This is a genomic window from Streptomyces sp. PTY087I2, from assembly GCF_001687325.1.
In the GTDB taxonomy this organism is placed as follows: domain Bacteria; phylum Actinomycetota; class Actinomycetes; order Streptomycetales; family Streptomycetaceae; genus Streptomyces.
Genome location: NZ_LZRD01000023.1, coordinates 230,326 through 249,026, shown reverse-complemented (window position 1 = coordinate 249,026; position 18,701 = coordinate 230,326). Strand labels below are relative to the sequence as shown.

Genomic DNA, 18,701 nt, shown 5'->3' with positions numbered 1-18,701 from the left:
GACGAGGACCCGGTGATGAGCAGCGTCGCCTACTTCAACGGACCGGTGCAGAACGGCGGCTTCACTTTCGCCGAGCGGCCGGGCAAGGCCGCGGGGATACGGCTCGCCGAGGCGCTGAACGCCCTGCTCGGCCTGGCCCCCGTGCCGCACCTGTGGAACACCGTCACTCTCGCCGGGGATGTGCGCCACCGCTGCGCAACAGACCGGGACACGGTGAGCAGGCAGCAGCGCGAGAAGGAAGCAGTCGTGGCGAAGTACGCACCCGGTCGGGCTCCGAGGGGCGGTCTGCGCACTGATGCCGACCATCAAGTGGCCCGTCTGGCCCTGGAAATGACCAGGGGGCTGCTGGCCGACGGAACGCTGACCGTGCGGGACCTGCCCGTTCGGCTCCGCACTCGCTGCGGGTACATGGCCGGCGTGGGGACGGCAGGCGACTGCCGTTCCTGTGGCCACGGGGGCGGCCGAGTGGCACTCCGGCCGCTGCTGGTCTTCGACCGCACCGCGTACGGCCCCGTTCTCGGGCGGGACGACGTACATGCCGCCGGGGCTCGGACACCGTCGCACCTGTTCGCCATCGCCCACCACGTACCTCAGCTGCTCGTGCTCTCCCGTACCCGGGATCACGGGGTGGATCTGTCGCCGCTCGGGCTGGAGGGCATGGTGCTGGATCCACGGGCCGGGCTGCATGTCGCGGTGCTGGCCGCCGCCGACGAGTTCGGTGCCGTACGGCCGGTGATGACGGTGACCGAGAACGCAGCGGCCAACGTGGCTGCCTACGGCGCCCCGTTCCGTCGGCACGGGCCGATGCGGCTGCGGTACGCCCTGCACGGGAAGATTCCCTACGAGGCCGTGGCGAGCGACCAGCTGTACGAGGTGCATCGCGCCCGAGCGGTACAGGGTCTGTTCACCGGCTGGTACCTGCCTCTGTGCGCCGCCCGCGAGCGGGCCGGTATCAGCGCTGCCCGGATACCGGCCCTTCTCAAGCTCCTGCGCCGGGCCCACCTCGCCCGACCGGCGACTCCTCCGGGTGGTCTCCTCTCCGACCTGCGACACCGCGTTGCGACAGGTGATATGCGCTGGGTGACGGATGCCCGGGCGCTGGCCTGCGCCCTGTCCGACCGAGAGGAAACAGGCGGTCCTATGGGCCCGATGAGGATGGGCCCGATGAGAGGAGCACCCTGATGGACACTACTGACTGGTGGCTCGTCAAGAAGCGGACAGCCGATGCCGACGGGGCGGTCTACGTCTCGGCCGACGGCACCCGATACCGGCGGACAGGCGGACCGGCGCTGCGCAGCGAGGCGGCGTTCCAGCAGATGGCCGCCACGCTGGGCTACCCGGTGCCGCAGGTGCTGGAGCACGGAGAGACGAGCACCGGCACGTTCTTCGTCGACGAGGAATCCCTGGGTGGGCAGTCATTGCACGAGGAGGCTCTGGCAGCCCTGGACGGCGGACGGGAGCTGTCCGACCAGGTGGTCGACCAGCTCGCCGAAGTCTCCTCCCGGCTGCTTGCCGCCCAGGCCGCACATCCCGTCGACGGGGGACCCCATGCTCTGCGCCGGTGGGTCGAACAGGCGGGCTGGACGCGCAACGTCTTCACCGAGAACCCCGATCTCGACACCCGCCGAGCCCGCGCAGCCCTCGCCCGGGCTACGGACGAGCTCACCGGCACGCCCATGGTGTGGGGCCACCTCGATTACGGGCTGCCGAACGTCCTGCCCGCAGGGGTCATCGACTGGCAGCACCATGGCGTGACGCCCCTGGGATACGACGTCGCCCTGGCCCTGGAGGTCATCCCCTTCAAGGGGGGCGCCAAGGGCTACGCAGCTACCCCACAGCAGCGCGAGCGGTACCTGGGCGTTCTCGATTCGGCTGCCCGGGCCACCGGCCGCCCGCGGGTCAGTCCGCATCGGGGGGCTTTTCTCCTGGTCAAAAGCTTGTTCTTTCTGGCGTTGATGCGGCCGCCCGAACCGGCCCGGGCCGACAAGCACCAGAAATGGCAGTACCGGCGTCACCTTTTCCTGAAGGGACTCGAGCAGTATGAGCGCACCGGGAACATCGACACCGCCCTCTTCCCGACCCTCGACAGCTTCGCCTCTGGGCAGGACACTCCCGGCCGTACGTGACCGGGACTACCTGCTCGACCGGTCCGGCGTCATCTTCAAGGTGATCGGCGACGTCCACCCGGGCTCGCACTGGCTGGGGTACGTGAAGTACTACCCCGACGAGCGCGGAGACCGGACGCTGTTCGGAAGGACCTACCGGCAGAACACGGTTGTCTCCAAGGCATTCGGGATCCTGGCCGACCGCCCTGAGTGCTACGTCTATTCGCCCGCGATCGGATGTGTGATCACCGGCGTGCCCCGCGAGGACGTCGTGATGCACTACTCGTGCCGACAGGCCCTGGCCGCTCTGCACGAGACACCGGGCCTGCTGGACGGCTCCGCGGTGAGTCGGGATCTGCTCGCTGTCATCGGCTGGATCGTGGACCATGAGGCCGACGACGTCATCGGCGTCACCGGCTCTTTCCTCGTCGGGGTGGCGGGCGCACGCTCGGACATCGATCTGGTCTGCTACGGCCCCCGTGGCTACGAGGAGGCCCAGAACCTGTTCACCGAGCGGTCACTGATCCGCCCGTACGAGGGGGAGACCCTGACCCGGCTGTACCTGCGCCGTGCCAAGTACATGGCCGGATCGTCCTTCGACATGCTGCTGCGACAGGAAGCCCGGAAACTGCAAGGGCTGACCACCGGGGCCGGCGCCCACATCAACTGTGAACCGCTGCGCGCCGACGGCGACCGGACCTTTCACGACGTGTTCGCGCAGGAGGTCGGGCACATCAGTGTGCTCGCCCGAATCACCGACCACCACGAAGGCCTGGCGACACCGGCGCTCTACGGCATCGATGTCGAAACCGTGATCGCGTCGACGATCGACGAGGCCGAAGTCTTCGCCCGCCGGATCACACACCTGCGCAGCTATCTCGGGGCCTATACCGGTGCGTTCCGCCAGGGCGACACCGTCCACCTGTCCGGACGCCTGGTCCACATCCAGGGGCCCACCGGGGCCGGTGGATTCGGCATCGAGTTGACCCCGTGGAGCGCCACCGAAAGCTACCTCGCCAACCTCGCCCGCTGACGCCTGCCTTCCTTTCAGCCTGTCCGGCTTTTCAGCCCGTCCGGCGTTTAGAGGACGGAAGCCTTGATCGGACGGGATCGGCGCGTGGCACGGGGGCGGTACCCCGGGGTAGCCATGACCGCAGGACAGAGGCCCGACACCTCGACGGTTCCGTCCTCAATCGCCGGACGGGCTTGAGGCACCCCGGTCCGCGGCCAAAGGGGCGGACGGACTTGAAGCATCCCGGTCCGTGGCCAAAGGGGCGGACGGACTTGAAGCATCCCGGTCCGTGGCCAAAGGGGCGGACGTGCTTGGAGTGGCCCGGTCCGTGGCTTGGAGGGGTGGGTTGTCCGCGGCGCTCAGGGTCTCCAGGGCCTCCGACAGGCGGTCCAAGGCGGTCACCGTGGACGCCAGGTCCTCCATCCCCACCTCCCCCGCCAGCCGCGCAGCGAACTCCGCGTGGGGCGGGTCGATCCGGGACACCGCATCGCGCCCCGCCCCCGTCACCCGCAACAGCTTCGCGCGCCGATGGGCCGGGTTCTCCGCGTACTCCGCGAGCCCCCGCTCGACCAGCAGGTCCGCGATCCGCTGCACGCTCTGCCGGGTGATCCCCATCGTCCGGGCGATCCCCGCCACCGGCAACGGCCCCGGCAGCACCGCCCCCAGCACCTGCCACCACGCCGCCGTGAGCCCGCCCGGCCGCGCCAACTCGTCGGCCACCGACAGGAACTGCCCGTTCAGCCGGAACACCGTCAGCGCCGCCCGGCTCAGCAACTCCTGCTGCGACGGGGCGTCCCCCGCACCCCCCTCACTCACCCTGCAACACCTCGTACGCGCTCGCGTCCGAGTCGTGGAACAGCCGGTACCACGCGTCCAGCTTCTTCGCGTCGTACACCCCGAGCAGCGCGAACACCTCCCGCGCGAACGCCACCGGCTCCGTCGGCCCGGCCGTGATCAGGCTCCCGCCCCCGTCCGCCCCCGCGTCCGTGACCGCGTCCGCCTCCACGTACCGCTCGCCGCCCGCGTACCCCGTCGCCGCGAGGTAGAAGGAGACCGCGCTCGTGTGCGCCCGGTCGTCCAGCAGCCCTTCCCGGGCCAGCCCGGCCGTCGCCCCGCAGATCGCCGCGACCGGCACCCCCGCGTCCAGGAAGGAACGGGCCGCCCGCGCGAACGGGGCCAGCGTCTCGCCCGTGTCCCAGCCGGCCGTGCCGGTCAGGATCAGCAACGCGCTGTCCTCCGGGCGCAGTTCGGCCAGCGCCAGATCGGGCTGGACGCGCAGGCCGCCCATGGTCGTCACCGGCTCCCGCGAGAGCCCCACCGTCCGCACGGTGTAGCCGTTCTGCGTGAGATGGGCCGTCGTGTACCCCGTCTCCCAGTCGGCGAAGGTGTCGTAAACGGCGAGATGCACGGTTGTGGCGCTGCTGCTGGTCATGATGACCTCCTCGACTTTATGACAGAAGGTTGTCATGTCGACAGTGTGCTGTCAATGGGCCAGGGGGAACCCAGGAGATGCCAGGAGAAAGGAGAAGAGAGGCGACACCTTGCCGAACCATCCCGCCCAAGCCGTACAAGGTGGCCATGGAGGCCGCCCCCCACCAGCACTTACGCTCGGCCGCATGACCCCTCATGCCCCTCATGCCCCGTACGCCGACCCCGCGGCCGGTGCGGCCGTGAAGGCCGCGGACCGCGCGCACGTGTTCCACTCCTGGTCCGCCCAGGGCCTCATCGACCCGCTCGCCGTCGCCGGCGCCGAGGGGTCCTACTTCTGGGACTACGACGGCAACCGCTACCTCGACTTCACCAGCGGGCTCGTCTACACCAATATCGGTTACCAGCACCCCACCGTGATCGCCGCGATCCAGGAGCAGGCGGGCAAGCTCGCCACCTTCGCGCCCGCGTTCGCCGTCGAGTCGCGCTCCGAGGCCGCACGCCTCATCGCCGAGCGCACCCCCGGTGACCTGGACAAGATCTTCTTCACCAACGGCGGCGCCGAGGCCGTCGAGAACGCCATCCGCATGGCCCGGCTGCACACCGGCCGTCCGAAGGTGCTCTCCGCCTACCGCTCGTACCACGGCGCCACCTCCACCGCGATCAACCTCACCGGGGACCCGCGCCGCTGGCCCTCCGACAACGGTTCGGCCGGTGTCGTACGTTTCTGGGCGCCGTTCCTCTACCGCTCGCCGTTCTACGCGCAGACCGAGGCCGAGGAGTGTGCCCGCGCGCTCCAGCACCTGGAAGACACGATCGCCTTCGAGGGGCCGGCCGGCATCGCCGCGATCATCCTGGAGACCGTCCCGGGCACGGCGGGCATCATGACCCCGCCCCCGGGCTACCTCGCCGGCGTCCGCGAGATCTGCGACCGGTACGGGATCGTCTTCGTGCTCGACGAGGTCATGGCCGGATTCGGGCGTACCGGCGCCTGGTTCGCCGCCGATCACTTCGACGTCGTGCCGGACCTGCTGACCTTCGCCAAGGGCGTCAACTCCGGTTACGTACCGCTCGGCGGCGTCGCCATCAGCGCCGAGATCGCCGCGACCTTCGAGACCCGCCCCTACCCCGGCGGACTCACCTACTCCGGGCACCCGCTGGCCTGCGCCGCCGCCGTCGCCACCATCGGCGTGATGGAGGACGAGAAGGTCGTCGAGCACGCCGCCCGGATCGGCGAGACCGTCCTCGGCCCCGGGCTGCGCGAACTCGCCGAACGCCACCCCTCGGTGGGCGAGGTGCGCGGCCTCGGCGCGTTCTGGGCGCTGGACCTGGTCCGTAACCGCGAGACCCGCGAGCCGCTCGTCCCGTACAACGCCTCGGGCGAGGCCAACGCCCCGATGGCGGCCTTCGGGGCCGCGGCGAAGAAGCAGGGGTTGTGGCCGTTCATCAACATGAACCGGACCCACGCCGTCCCCGCCTGCAACGTCTCCGAGGCCGAGGCCAAGGAAGGGCTCGCGGCCCTGGACGTGGCGCTCTCCGTGGCCGACACGTACACGGTGCAGGGCGCGTAGGGCAGCCCGTTTCGGCTTCCGGTCGGGGGCGCGTAGAGCAGCCCGTGTCCGCTTCCGTCCCGTACGCGGAGTAACCGGACGATCCGATTCCGTACGCGATCGACCCCGTACGTCTCCCCGCCGTGCCCGGAATCGGGCACGGCGGCGGCCCTGGCTTAAGGTGACCCGAACCGGAGAGCGGACGGAAGGGGTCGGCATGGGGCCGAGCGCAGGCGTGACACGCAATACCCTGCGCCAGCAGATCGCCGACGCACTGCGTGACGAGGTGCTGGCGGGACGTCTGCCGCCGGGCCGCGAGTTCACCGTCAAGCAGATCGCCGAGCAGTACGGGGTCTCCGCGACGCCCGTCCGGGAGGCGCTCTTCGACCTCTCCGCGCAGGGGCTCCTCGCCTCCGACCAGCACCGGGGCTTCCAGGTACGGGAGTTCACCGTCGCCGACTACCGCGCGATGGCCGAGGCCCGGGCTCTCGTCGTCGAGGGCCTTTTCCGTAACCCCGCCGAACGCGTCGCCGTCCGGCCCGAGGGGCTGGCCTCGATCCGCCGCCGAGCCGCGGAGGCGGTCCGCGCGGCGAAGGGCGGTGACCTCGACGTCCTGATCGGGTACGACCTGCGGTTCTGGCGGGAGCTGGGGCAGTTCGTCCTCAACCCGTACATCGCCGATTTCCTCACCCGGCTCCGCGTCCAGGCCTGGGTGTTCGCCGTGCACCGGCTGCGCCGCGACGGCATGGACGAGAACGTGCTGTGGTTCGGCCACGAGGAGCTGGTCGAGGCCATCGCCCGCGGCGACCACGATCAGGTCCACGCCGAGATGCGCTCCTACTACGCGCACGCACTCGCCTGGGCGGACCGCCTGGAGGCGCGGGAGGCGGAAGGGAGGGGGGAGGGGGCCGGGGAAGGGAAAGCGGAGGGGAACGGGGAAGGGAACACCGGTGGGCCGGCGGGGCCGGGGCCGGGGCCGGGGTCGGGATCGGGGTCGGGACCGGGGTCCGTGACGCCTCCGCAGTCTCCGGAGTCCCCGGGGCACTGTGCGTGAGGTTCGCCCCGCATTACGCTGTCCCGACGATCGCCGGAAACCTCCTGGGAGCGAGACTTCGTGGCCTGTGACCTGTGGCTGGTCCCCCTCGTCGACGTGCTGTGCCACAGCGCCGACAATCCCTTCGCCGAAGAGATCGCCGTCTACGACAAGGCGCTGAACGACGCCGGGCTGCCGCCCGTCCCCGTCTACGCCTACATGCCGGGCCTCACCGGGGACGTCGCCCCCGTGGCCGGTTTCGACTACGACGCCCTGCACTTTCTGCGCCGCGCCTATCTGCTCCAGCTGAGCGGGCTGGCGGTCACCCCGGTCGCCGGGCTCGACGGCGACTACGAGCAGCTGCTGGAGATGTTCGAGCAGGGCGCGCAGCAGTCGCACCTGGTCTGGCACTACGACCATGCCGGGGCGTACGTCCCGGTGGACTTCCCGGCCCCGCTCTCCGACGACGACCTCCTGGCGGGCGGCGGACCGCTCGGCTCCGCGCACGGGCTGCTGCGCGAGCTGGAGTTCGTCGCCCCGTCCATCGGCATCGACCCGGCCAACCCTCCGGCCGCCCCGCAACCCCCCTCGGGCCCCACGGCCCTGGAGGAACCGGCCCACCCGATCCCGTACGACGACAGCCCCTTCGCCCGGGAACGCCACGTCTGGCTGGGCCTGCACGCGGCAGCGACACGCAGCCTGGCCCAGGGCTCAATGATCATCTTCAGCTGACCGAACCCTTCCGGCCCGGGGCGCCGCACCTCAGCCCGTCCCCGCGCCTCACGGACCGGGGCGCCAAAATCCAGCCCGTCCGGCGATTGAGGACCGGGGGTCCGGGGGCAGCGCCCCCGAAGGCGTCACCCGGCGCAGCGCCCCCGGGAACAGCTCACCGCGGCGGCGACTCCGGCGGCCGCTGCCGCGGCATGTTCGGCCGCGCCGCAACCGACGGCATCGAGAACCGCCCCGGCACCGCCCCCGGCTCCCCCCGCCCGCCCGCGCTCCCCGCCGCCAACGCCTGCATCCCCATCGGCGCGGGCCCCGCCCGGAACTCCACCATCCAGTCCGCCGTCTCCGACCGCACCAGCTCCGTGACGTCCTCGGAGAACCTCCGCAGCACCCCCAGGCACCGCTCGGTCGCCTCGCTGGCCGTGCCCTCGGTCGGCCCGAGCACCTCCCGTACGCACTCCGACGCCCAGTCGAACTGGAGCACCTGGAGCCGCCGCTGCACGGCCTGGGCCGTGGCCAGGTTCCTTATCCACCCGGAGGTGAGGCCGAAGTACCGGTCGCAGGCCATGCACGCGGCCCCCAACAGCAGCGACAGATAGCCCCAGCCCGCCGACCCGCTCAGCGCACCGGTCAGATCGAGCAGCGGCAGGGCGGCCCCGGCGACCACCCCGGCGGCCGTGCCCATCCGCAGGGCCCGGGCGGCCCGGCGCTTCCAGATCCGGTCGTTCAGATACCAGTCCGCGGTGTCCAGGGCGCCGGTCTCGACCCAGCGGTAGAGCTCGTCGAGCCGCTCGGCCGGCTCGCCCCAGTCGCCGAGGGGGAACGGGCGCCCGGTCAGATCGCGCCCGCCGGCCCGCCACCCGGCACGGCCGCCGGTGCGGCCACCGGCCCGCCCGTCGGCCCGCCCCTCCGCAGGGACCCCCGTAGCGGAATGCTCAGCTCCGATCTCACCGGATCCCGCATCGGACTCCTTGCGGGGCGGCCCCTCGGGCTGCATCTCCGGCTGACTCACCGGGGCACTCCTCTGCGCTCTGACGGACGGGACGGGCGGGACGCACGGGACGGACGCGTAAAGAGATAACTCTGCGTCACCGCGCATGCACGCTCGTGTGCCGATGTGCATGCCCTTCCTACCGCCGAATGGTGGGCCGTGGGGTCGAAATCGCGGGATTCCCGCCTGGGCAGGGCCCCTGGTCAGGTATAGGAGCCCTCACGCCGGTTCCCGGATCTCACTCGAAAGAGTTGGTCCCCGGTGGGTGGAGCGCGGTGACCGGGGAGCACGTAGGCTCGGCTTACCGAAACATTTGTCGTCGAAATGCCAGGAGTGACCGTGATTCCCGGTGGTGGCCAGCCCAACATGCAGCAGTTGCTCCAGCAGGCCCAGAAGATGCAGCAGGATCTCGCCGCGGCCCAGGAGGAACTGGCCAGGACCGAGGTCGAGGGACAGGCGGGCGGCGGCCTCGTGAAGGCCACGGTGACCGGTTCCGGCGAGCTGCGCGCCCTGGTGATCGACCCGAAGGCGGTGGACCCGGAGGACACCGAGACGCTGGCCGATCTCGTCGTCGCGGCCGTCCAGGCGGCCAACGAGAACGCGCAGGCGCTCCAGCAGGAGAAGCTCGGCCCGCTGGCGCAGGGCCTGGGCGGCGGGGGCGGCATCCCGGGTCTGCCGTTCTGACCCGGCCGGCCGCGGGCCCATAGGTTCCGCAGGCCGGCCCACAGGTGCCGCGGGCCCCCGGGGCCTACTGGTACCGACCCGTACCCACTACGGTACGGAGCAGGAAGCGAAGAAAGGCGTTCCGTTGTACGAAGGCGTTGTTCAGGACCTCATCGACGAACTGGGCAGGCTGCCCGGCGTCGGTCCCAAGAGCGCGCAGCGGATCGCCTTCCACGTACTCCAGGCCGAGCCCACCGACGTACGCCGGCTCGCCCACGCCCTCCTGGAGGTCAAGGACAAGGTCCGGTTCTGCGAGGTGTGCGGCAATGTCGCGCAGCAGGAGCGGTGCGGGATCTGCCGGGACGCGCGCCGCGATCCGAGCGTCATCTGCGTGGTCGAGGAGCCCAAGGACGTCGTGGCGATCGAGCGGACGCGCGAGTTCCGGGGCCGCTACCACGTGCTGGGCGGGGCGATCAGCCCCATCGAGGGTGTCGGCCCGGACGACCTGCGGATCCGCGAGCTGCTGGCGCGGCTCGCGGACGGCTCGATCACGGAGCTGATCCTCGCGACCGACCCCAATCTGGAGGGCGAGGCCACCGCGACGTACCTGGCGCGGATGGTCAAGCCGATGGGCCTGAAGGTGACCCGGCTGGCCAGCGGTCTGCCGGTCGGCGGCGACCTGGAGTACGCCGACGAGGTCACCCTGGGCCGCGCCTTCGAGGGGAGGCGGCTGCTGGATGTCTGACACCGGTACCGCTGCCGTACGCCCCAGGGCCGGGGCTAGGACCAGGCCCGGGCTCCTGCACGTACAGCCGTCCGCTCCACCGTCTGTGACCGCGCCCACGGGAGGTCCCCACGATGTCTGACGCCACGCTGAACTCCGTCACGCAGGACCCGGGCGACTTCGCCGTCCAGATCGCGGACCAGATCAAGACGTTCATCGTCGCGGTCGCCGAGGTGTCCAAGGTCGAGGAACCGGAGGAGGCCGTCCCGGTCCTGCTCCTCCAGGTCTCGCAGCTCCTGCTGGCGGGCGGCCGCCTCGGTGCGTACGAGGACGTCCTGCCCGACGAGCGGTACGAGCCGGACCTCGGCGCGGAGCCGGACGCGGACGGCCTGCGCGAGCGGTTCGCGGCGCTGCTGGAACCGATCGACGTCTACTCCGAGGTCTTCGACCCGTACGAGCCCCGCAAGGCCCCGGTCCCGCACCGCATCTCCGACGACCTGGCCGACCTGGTGACCGACCTCGGCCACGGCCTCGCGCACTACGAGGCGGACCGCACCGCCGAGGCGCTGTGGTGGTGGCAGTTCTCGTACTTCTCCAACTGGGGCTCCACCGCCTCCGCCACCCTCCGCGCCCTCCAGTCCCTGGTCGCCCACATCCGCCTCGGCCAGCCCCTGGAGGAGTTGGACGGCCTGGACACCGACCAGGACCCGGGCGAGGAGAATCTCGCCGAGGAGGCGGGCCGCGTGATGCTCCAGGAGATCGCGGGCCCGCTGGGGCTGCGGCCGGTGAAGTAGCCGCCGCCCCCTTTCGCCCGCCGTCCTCCGCCGCCCGCACCTGCGCGCCCCGGTTCACCGGAACGCGTCGGCGTTCTCCTCGGCCCAGCGGCGGTAGGTGCGGGCGGGGGAGCCGGTGACCCGGGCCACGGTGTCGTGCACGGTCAGCAGGGCGTCGTTGACGTCGCCGCCCATCAGGTCGAGGACGCTGTCCGCGACTTCGGCCCTCATCATCGCGGCCATCGGGCACCGCCGCCCCGGCCCGTGTCGCGTCGCGGGTCAGTGCCCGGACCTCGGGCCCGAGCCCGTCCGCGTACAACTGCCGCAGCAGTTCCCTGCCGATTCCGCAGGTCCGCCCGAGGCTCAAGCTCCGAGCCGCGAGCCCCGGGCCCCGAGCCCTTTCTGTAGGTATGGGTGGTTGGGTTCAACCCACCCACCCTCCCTAACTGCCTTGCAGCCTGCCCGAATTCGATCGCGAGTGACGTTACGTGATCGGGTTGCGCCGCAGCGTACGCACGCTCTAGGTTCACGATCAGCAACCCACTATCCGTAAAACGGACAACCCCGGTGGTGCTCACAACACCGACCGGGGTCTGACCGTCAGAGATCGCACACCTTAGAAAGAACGATCCCCATGGCTGCTGCCAACCTTAGTGCCGTCCTGCGCGCTCCCGCCCACCCCATGGCGAAAGTCGGGTACGGAAAGCGCGACGCCCCCGACCAGGCCCCGCCCCGCGCCGCCGACTTCGCCGGTCTGGAACCGCGTGAGGCGGCCATCGCCGCGTACATCGACCGGCTCCCCGAAGGCGCGGCGATCGGCTACAAGGTCCTCGCCGAGGAGCTGCCGGACTACGGGCAGCAGGCGTGCCGCAGCGCGCTGGACCGGCTGACCCGGGCCGGGCACCTGCGCCGCATCAAGGTTCATGTCACCGTGGCCGACGGCCAGATGCGCTGGGTGACCCGCACGTACTTCTCCCGCACCGCCCGCGACGCCGCCTGGTGGGCCGCCCATGTGCGGTTCGTCCGGGGCCTGGACGCGCCGGGCCAGCCGCCGGCTCCCGTCGCCGTGGAAGCGACCGAGGAGCCGCAGCCGCAACCGCAGTCGCAGCCCGAGCCCGGTGAGCGTGCCCCGCGCTCGGAGGCGTACGGCGTCCTCGCCGCGCTCGGCCGCCGCGAGCCCCGGCTCCAGCTCTCCGAAGGCGACTGTGTGGAGCTGGAACACCTGGTCGGGGAGTGGCTGGCGCGTGGCGTCGGCCGCGAACAGCTCACCCAGGTCCTGACGTCGGGCCTGCCGACGCCCGTGCACTCCGCCGGGCATTTCCTTCGTAAGCGACTGGAGACCAAGATGCCGCCGAAGCCCGCCCCTCTGCCGGAGAAGGGCCACCCGAGCGAGCAGATCGTGGGCGCCGTGATCATGTGCCTGTTCTGCGACGAGGACGAGACGACGACCACGCTGGACCACGGCGTCTGCCTCGACTGCAAGGAGGCGATCGCCCGCGACGAGGCGGCGGGCCTGACCGGCGACGTACCGGACACCTTCCTGGCCCGCCCGCGCGCCGAGGTCGACGTCGCCGCCCGCATGGCCGAACTCCGCTCGGCCGCGGTCCGCCCGGTCCTTCCGGCCCCGAGGTCGCGTCGATGAGCGAAGGCGCGCCGGGTGCGCCGGAGATGTCCGTCGAGGAGTTCGAGAAGCTGTCCCGTCGGGCTCCGGAACCGGTGCGCCTGGAGTTCATCGGCGGGAAGGTACGGGAGAAGCCCCCGGCTGACGGCACGCACGGCCAGATCGTGATGTGGCTGATGAGGCGATGCCTGGAGCGCCGGGCGGACCTGTGGCTCTATCCCACGTGCGGCCTCGCCATCGAGGCGTACCGCAAGGGCCGCGCCCGCCCGGGCGGTGACTCCTTGACCTCGACCGCGGTTGAGGGAACAGGCTCCGGGGTGAACGGCCGATCCGACGGTCGCCGCCCCGCAAGGAGATTCCCCATGAGCGCCACGACCCCCGCCGTACCGCCCCCCGCCCCCACCGTCATCGGCGTCCCGGCCCCGCAGGAGGACGTCGACGCCATCGTCGCGTTCGTCGCGGGCGTGCAGGAGGCCCAGCTGAACGCGGATCCCGATGCGTTCCTCGGCGGCTTCCGTGCGGACGCCATCTGGACCACGGCCCACGGCAAGCGGCTGACCGGGCTGCCGGAGATCAGTGCCTTCACCCGCAAGGTGCTGCCCCCGCAGGCGGACTCCCCGGTGATCGCCACGTACACCGCCGATCTGATCCTCTTCATCCGCCCCGACATCGCCGCCGTGAAGATTCGTCAGCGCCCGGCGAGGCGCGCAGACGGTGCGTATCTGGACGAGATCTTCCACGGCCAGGAGGATCCCGCCGAGCTCATGGCCGCCCACCCCGAGGCGGTCCCGGGCACGCCGACCTACGTGCTCGCCAAGGACGACGGGGTCTGGCGTATCGCGGCCGCGCAGAACACCCAGGTCCTCGACGTGGAGACGCTGACGGCGGGCTGAGTGGGCTGAGTCCCGGATATCCGGGGGCGGTCGGCGCGTGCGGTTGTTAGTCTCCCTCAGCTCTTGATCTTCGATCTTCAAGGGCCGGACAGGGGAGGGGAACACGCATGACAGGACGTACAGGACAGGGACGAGCGAGACAGGCGAGGCGCGCGAGACGGGCCGCCGTCGCGGTGGCCATCGCCGCCGGGACGGTGCTCGCGACGCCGGGCACCGTACTGGCGGCGGCCGGTGACGGGCTGCCGAAGCAGCCGCTGACCGCCGATCTGGAGACGGGCAGCGCGGCGTGCGTCGCCGGCGCGGAGCGGCCGTACGTGGGGACCGTTCCGCAGGTGACCGCGCGGCTGTACGGGCCCGGCGGCGGGCAGCCCGGCGAATCGAGCCAGGTCCGGGGCGAGTTCGAGGCCTGGTGGCAGGGCGAGGGCGGCGCCGAGGAGCGCGTGACCCTCACCACCGCGACCAAGCACGACACCGCTCCGTTCAGCTGGCAGTTGCCGGACTCCGTCCCCGACGAGACCGTCATCTCCTGGCGGGTGCGGGCCGTCAACGACGCGGGCGCCTCCGCCTGGAGCGGCGAAGGGGCGGGCGCGCCCTGCGAGTTCGTGTACGACCGCACGCTGCCCGACGCCCCGGTCGTCACCTCCTCCGACTATCCGGACGACAACACCTGGACGCCCGGCGCCGGGGTCCGCGGCACCTTCCGGTTCACCGCGCGGGCCGAGGACGTCGTCGCCTTCGCCTACACCTTCATGGGTGAGCCGCCGCGGACGGCCGACGTCCGGCCCGACGGTTCGGCCGAGATCACCTTCGTACCGAAGAAGTCCGGCGTCCAGACCCTCTCCGTCCAGGCGCAGGACCGGGCCGGCAACCGCGGCCCGCGCACCGACTACACGTTCCGGATCGGCGAGGGGCCTGCCCCGGTGGCCCGGTGGAAGCTCGCCGACGCGGCGGGTTCCGGTTCGGCCGCCGCCGAGAACGGCACCGCCGCCCGGGCCGGTGCGGGGGTCACGTTCGGCGCGCCCGCGCCCTCCGGCACCCCGCTCACCTCCACCGCCGCGCTCGACGGCACGGGCCACGGCTTCCTGACCCCGGGCGCCCCGGTCGTCGCCGACACCGCGAAGGACTTCGCCGTCGGCGGCTGGGTGCGGCCGGCGCGCGTGGACGGCACCCGTACGGTCCTCTCGCAGGACGCGGGTACGGGGCGCGCCTTCACTCTGGGGCTGACGCAGGCCGGCTCCGCCCCCGTCTGGTCGTTCGCCGTCGGCGGGGCGCGGGTCACGGGCGGGCTGCCCGAGACCGGCGACTGGGCGTACGTACTCGGCCAGTACGACGCCGAGACCGGAACGGCCCGGCTGTACGTCAACGGCCGCGCCGTCGGCGAGGAGACGGCCGCCGTCCCCGTGGCGGGCGAGGGTGACTTCCAGATCGGCCGGGCGCGCGGGGCGCAGGGCTACCGCGACCGCTGGCAGGGCGAGATCGGTGACGTACGGGCGTACGACCGGATCGTCGTGCCGGACGAGCTGACGGCCCTCGCCACCCGTACCGCGCAGCGCGTCGGCCACTGGGCGCTCGACACCGCGCCGGACGGCCTCGCCCCGGAGTCGGGCGGCGGGGCACCGCTGAAGCTGGGCGCCGGGGCCTCGGTCTTCCGCCTCGACGAGCCCTGCGACCCGATGGACCCGGTGTGCGGCCAGGACTGGCCGCTGGAGGGTGACGGGCACCTGCGGCTCGACGGGGTCTCGGGCCACGCGGCCACGGACGCCCCGGTGGTCGACACCTCGGGGAGCTTCACCGTCAGCGCCCGCGTCCGGCTCACCGACGACGAGCCGGCGGCGCCGATGACGGCGATCTCGCAGGGCGGCGAGCACGGCGACGCCTTCAAGGTCCGCTTCGACCCGGAGAACTCCAGCTGGGACCTGGTGCTGGCGCACGCCGACGAGCCGGGGGCGCCGGAGACCGTGCTCCGCCGGTTCGAGTGGCCGGACGGAGACCTCGGCGTGGGCCACCGGGTCACCGTCACATACGACGCCTCGGCGAACCAGGTGTCCTTCTACGTCGACGGGTCGAAGGAGTCCGACGGCGGCACCGCGGCCTTCGACGCCGCCTGGAAGAGCACCGGCGGGTTCCAGCTCGGCCGGGGCCGCACCGCCGACGGCTGGGGCGAGCACCTGAAGGGCGTGGTGGACAGCGTGTACGCCTACGCGGGTGTGCTGTCCGAGACGCAGATCCGGCAGCTGCCGTAACGAGATCAGGCAGCCGCTGTAACCGGATCCGGCAGCTGCCGTAACGGGATCCGGCAGCTGCCGTAACCGGACGTGTCCCGGCTCGCGCTTTCCCCGCGGATCGTGTGGGCTGGGACTTCCCTGCCCGATCGTGTGGGCTGGGACACAAACGGGAGTGTGCGCGGTCCGGCTGGGCAACAGCCCCGTACGAGCAGTTCGGAGCGACACGCCGTACCGGGTGGTGAGCGGGACATCTCACCATCTGGTAATGGACGGGTCGATTCCGGACTGCTCGTTAAACTGAGCCGACCGCAGTAATGACTGAGCGAGGAGCGCACGTGGGCCTTGTCGTGCAGAAGTACGGAGGCTCCTCCGTAGCCGATGCCGAGGGCATCAAGCGGGTCGCCAAGCGAGTCGTCGACGCCAAGAGGAACGGCAACCAGGTGGTTGTCGTGGTGTCCGCGATGGGCGACACGACGGACGAGTTGATAGATCTCGCCGAGCAGGTGTCTCCGATGCCTACCGGTCGGGAGTTCGACATGCTGCTGACCGCGGGTGAGCGGATCTCCATGGCCCTGCTGGCGATGGCGATCAAAAACCTGGGCCACGAGGCCCAGTCGTTCACGGGCAGCCAGGCCGGTGTCATCACCGACTCGGTCCACAACAAAGCGCGCATCATCGACGTCACCCCGGGCCGCATCCGGACCTCGATCGACGAGGGCAACATCGCCATCGTCGCCGGGTTCCAGGGCGTGAGCCAGGAGGGCAAGAACATCACCACCCTCGGCCGCGGCGGGTCGGACACGACCGCCGTCGCGCTGGCCGCCGCGCTGGACGCCGAGGTCTGTGAGATCTACACCGACGTCGACGGCGTCTTCACCGCGGACCCCCGGGTCGTGAAGAAGGCGAAGAAGATCGACTGGATCTCCTTCGAGGACATGCTGGAGCTGGCCGCGTCCGGCTCCAAGGTGCTGCTGCACCGCTGCGTCGAGTACGCACGCCGTTACAACATCCCGATCCACGTCCGCTCGTCCTTCTCCGGACTGCGCGGCACCTGGGTCAGCAACGAGCCGCAAGGGGACCAGAAGGTGGAGCACGCGATCATCTCCGGAGTCGCCCACGACGTCTCGGAGGCCAAGGTCACCGTCGTCGGCGTGCCGGACAAGCCGGGCGAGGCGGCCGCGATCTTCCGCGCCATCGCGAACGCCGAGGTCAACATCGACATGGTGGTGCAGAACGTCTCCGCCGCGTCGACCGGCCTGACGGACATCTCCTTCACCCTGCCCAAGGCTGAGGGCCGCAAGGCCATCGACGCCCTGGAGCGTGCCAAGGGCTCCATCGGCTTCGACTCGCTGCGCTACGACGACCAGATCGCCAAGATCTCCCTGGTCGGCGCGGGTATGAAGACCAACCCGGGCGTCACCGCCGGCTTCTTCGAGGCGCTGTCCGACGCGGGCGTCAACATCGAGCTGATCTCGACATCCGAGATCCGCATCTCGGTGGTCACCCGTGCCGACGACGTCAACGAGGCCGTGCGCGCCGTGCACACGGCCTTCGGGCTCGACAGCGACTCCGACGAGGCCGTGGTCTACGGAGGCACCGGCCGATGACGGAACACCGCCCTTCGCTCGCGGTCGTCGGTGCGACCGGGGCGATCGGCGGTGTCATGCTCCGGATCCTCTCGCAGCACGCGGACGTCTGGGGCGAGGTCAGACTCGTCGCCTCGCCGCGCTCGGCCGGCCGGAAGCTGGTCGTGCGCGGGGAGGAGAGCGAGGTGCTGGCGCTCACCGAGGACGTCTTCGACGGCGTGGACGTCGCCCTCTTCCTCGTACCGGACGAGGTCTCCGCCCACTGGGCGCCGATCGCCGCCGCCAAGGGCGTCGTCGTCATCGACGACTCGGCGGCCTTCCGGCTCGACGACGACGTGCCGCTCGTCGTCCCCGAGATCAACCCCCATGCCGCACGGCTCAGGCCGCGCGGCATCGTCGCGTCCCCGAACTGCACCACGCTGTCGCTGATCGTCGCGGTCGGCGCGCTGCACGCCGAGTTCGGGCTGCGCGAGCTGATCGTCTCCTCCTACCAGGCCGTCAGCGGTGCGGGCCGGGAGGGCGTCGCCGCCCTGCGCGAACAGCTGGCCGTGGTCGCCGGTACGGAGCTGGGCACCCAGCCCGGGGACGTACGCCGGGCCCTGGGCGACGAGGCCGCCACGGCGGACAGCCCGTTCGCCGCGCCCGTCGCCCTGAACGTCGTGCCCTGGGCCGGTACGGACGCCGGGGACGGCTGGTCCTCCGAGGAGATCGCGCTGCGCGAGGAGTGCCGCAAGGTGCTGGGCCTGCCGGGCCTGAAGACCACCGCGACCTGCGTGTACGTCCCCGTCGTCGCCGCCCACTCGATGTCCGTCCACGCCCGCTTCGAGAACGAGGTCGCGGTCGGCAAGGCGCACGAGATCCTGGCGACCGCCCCGGGCGTGGTCCTGTTCGACTCCCCGGCCTCCGGGGACTTCCCCACCCCGTCCGACGTGGTCGGCACCGACCCCACCTGGGTGGGGCGCGTCCGGCGGTCGATGGACGACCCGCGCGCCCTGGAAATGTTCCTTTGCGGGGACAATCTCCGAAAAGGTGCGGCTTTGAACGTGGCGCAGATCGCCGAATCGGTCGCCGCCGAATTCCCCGGTCGATGATCGAACTTGTTTTGTAGGATCTGTGAACACCCTATGAGGAATTCGCTGGTCTGAACCTCTTGAGCTGGGACGTTGTCGTGTCCGACGATGATCTCCCGGCCCTCTGCAACCGCACCTCGGCCGGGTTGCGTCTATGCCGTCACTTTATGCGTGGCCGGACGTCTAAACGGGGCATTTGGGGAAGAGCGGGTACGTATGAGGGCATGTCGCACAGCGTCGAACGTGGCGCGGTCCGCGTACAACCCTGACGGGGGGCAGCGTGTCCAACAGGCGTGGCAGA

The 18,701-nt window shown here is 71.2% G+C and carries 17 protein-coding genes and 1 pseudogene; 14 read left to right on the top strand and 4 right to left on the bottom strand.

Annotated features, from left to right (window positions below; translation table 11 throughout):
* Positions 1-15: 15 nt before the first annotated feature.
* Genes A3Q37_RS25640 through A3Q37_RS25630 form a run of 3 tightly spaced genes read left to right on the top strand, consistent with a single transcriptional unit; the run spans position 16 to position 3,138 of the window.
* A complete protein-coding gene (locus tag A3Q37_RS25640) occupies positions 16-1,182 on the top strand; it encodes a hypothetical protein (protein WP_255311946.1) in 1,167 nt (388 codons plus the stop codon).
* Positions 1,182-2,126: a phosphotransferase gene (locus A3Q37_RS25635; protein ID WP_065487973.1), complete on the top strand. Its 945-nt coding sequence runs from the start codon at positions 1,182-1,184 to the stop codon at positions 2,124-2,126. The genes A3Q37_RS25640 and A3Q37_RS25635 overlap by 1 nt, the downstream gene beginning before the upstream one ends.
* 40 nt (positions 2,127-2,166) lie before the next feature.
* A complete protein-coding gene (locus A3Q37_RS25630; RefSeq protein WP_065487972.1) occupies positions 2,167-3,138 on the top strand; it encodes a nucleotidyltransferase domain-containing protein in 972 nt (323 codons plus the stop codon).
* Between the two features lie 156 nt (positions 3,139-3,294).
* Here A3Q37_RS25630 and A3Q37_RS25625 read toward each other — a convergent pair whose 3' ends face one another.
* Positions 3,295-3,933, bottom strand: coding sequence for a MarR family winged helix-turn-helix transcriptional regulator (locus A3Q37_RS25625; RefSeq protein ID WP_079137992.1), 639 nt, complete (start codon positions 3,931-3,933; stop codon positions 3,295-3,297).
* A complete protein-coding gene (locus A3Q37_RS25620; RefSeq protein WP_065487971.1) occupies positions 3,926-4,549 on the bottom strand; it encodes a DJ-1/PfpI family protein in 624 nt (207 codons plus the stop codon). The genes A3Q37_RS25625 and A3Q37_RS25620 overlap by 8 nt, the downstream gene beginning before the upstream one ends.
* 184 nt (positions 4,550-4,733) lie before the next feature.
* Here A3Q37_RS25620 and A3Q37_RS25615 point away from each other — a divergent pair, with 184 nt between their 5' ends.
* From A3Q37_RS25615 to A3Q37_RS25605, 3 genes are all read left to right on the top strand, one after another.
* Positions 4,734-6,116: an aspartate aminotransferase family protein gene (locus tag A3Q37_RS25615; RefSeq protein ID WP_065487970.1), complete on the top strand. Its 1,383-nt coding sequence runs from the start codon at positions 4,734-4,736 to the stop codon at positions 6,114-6,116.
* 196 nt (positions 6,117-6,312) lie between these two features.
* On the top strand, positions 6,313-7,149 hold the full coding sequence (locus tag A3Q37_RS25610) for a GntR family transcriptional regulator (protein WP_065487969.1): 837 nt from the start codon (positions 6,313-6,315) through the stop codon (positions 7,147-7,149).
* A 60-nt stretch (positions 7,150-7,209) separates the two neighbouring features.
* Positions 7,210-7,860, top strand: a complete 651-nt coding sequence (locus A3Q37_RS25605; protein WP_065487968.1) for a hypothetical protein — start codon at positions 7,210-7,212, stop codon at positions 7,858-7,860.
* A 154-nt stretch (positions 7,861-8,014) separates the two neighbouring features.
* Here the strand turns inward: A3Q37_RS25605 and A3Q37_RS25600 are convergent, their stop codons facing one another.
* Positions 8,015-8,866 carry an SLATT domain-containing protein gene (locus A3Q37_RS25600; protein WP_065487967.1) on the bottom strand — a complete coding sequence of 284 codons (852 nt, stop codon included), beginning with the start codon at positions 8,864-8,866 and terminating at the stop codon, positions 8,015-8,017.
* A 318-nt stretch (positions 8,867-9,184) separates the two neighbouring features.
* On the opposite strand from A3Q37_RS25600, the gene A3Q37_RS25595 reads away from it, so the two are divergent.
* From A3Q37_RS25595 to A3Q37_RS25585, 3 genes are all read left to right on the top strand, one after another.
* Positions 9,185-9,529, top strand: coding sequence for a YbaB/EbfC family nucleoid-associated protein (locus A3Q37_RS25595; RefSeq protein WP_073775674.1), 345 nt, complete (start codon positions 9,185-9,187; stop codon positions 9,527-9,529).
* A 124-nt stretch (positions 9,530-9,653) separates the two neighbouring features.
* Complete coding sequence (recR, locus tag A3Q37_RS25590; protein ID WP_065487966.1) at positions 9,654-10,253, top strand: recombination mediator RecR; 600 nt, start codon at positions 9,654-9,656, stop codon at positions 10,251-10,253.
* Positions 10,254-10,366: 113 nt separating this feature from the next.
* Positions 10,367-11,026, top strand: coding sequence for a DUF5063 domain-containing protein (locus A3Q37_RS25585; protein ID WP_065487965.1), 660 nt, complete (start codon positions 10,367-10,369; stop codon positions 11,024-11,026).
* A gap of 54 nt (positions 11,027-11,080) precedes the next feature.
* On the opposite strand, the pseudogene A3Q37_RS36005 reads toward A3Q37_RS25585, so the two are convergent.
* Positions 11,081-11,251 (bottom strand): annotated as a pseudogene (locus tag A3Q37_RS36005) (capsule biosynthesis protein CapD); the annotation flags it as partial.
* 388 nt (positions 11,252-11,639) lie between these two features.
* Here A3Q37_RS36005 and A3Q37_RS25580 point away from each other — a divergent pair.
* From A3Q37_RS25580 to A3Q37_RS25560, 5 genes are all read left to right on the top strand, one after another.
* Complete coding sequence (locus A3Q37_RS25580) at positions 11,640-12,647, top strand: hypothetical protein (protein ID WP_255311945.1); 1,008 nt, start codon at positions 11,640-11,642, stop codon at positions 12,645-12,647.
* A 341-nt stretch (positions 12,648-12,988) separates the two neighbouring features.
* Positions 12,989-13,519: an SgcJ/EcaC family oxidoreductase gene (locus tag A3Q37_RS38380; protein ID WP_065488005.1), complete on the top strand. Its 531-nt coding sequence runs from the start codon at positions 12,989-12,991 to the stop codon at positions 13,517-13,519.
* A gap of 107 nt (positions 13,520-13,626) precedes the next feature.
* Complete coding sequence (locus A3Q37_RS25570) at positions 13,627-15,762, top strand: LamG domain-containing protein (RefSeq protein WP_255311943.1); 2,136 nt, start codon at positions 13,627-13,629, stop codon at positions 15,760-15,762.
* Between the two features lie 317 nt (positions 15,763-16,079).
* A complete protein-coding gene (locus tag A3Q37_RS25565) occupies positions 16,080-17,351 on the top strand; it encodes an aspartate kinase (protein ID WP_029395027.1) in 1,272 nt (423 codons plus the stop codon).
* Positions 17,348-18,421, top strand: a complete 1,074-nt coding sequence (locus tag A3Q37_RS25560) for an aspartate-semialdehyde dehydrogenase (RefSeq protein ID WP_065487962.1) — start codon at positions 17,348-17,350, stop codon at positions 18,419-18,421. Before A3Q37_RS25565 ends, A3Q37_RS25560 begins: the two co-directional genes overlap by 4 nt.
* The last annotated feature ends 280 nt before the right edge of the window (positions 18,422-18,701 follow it).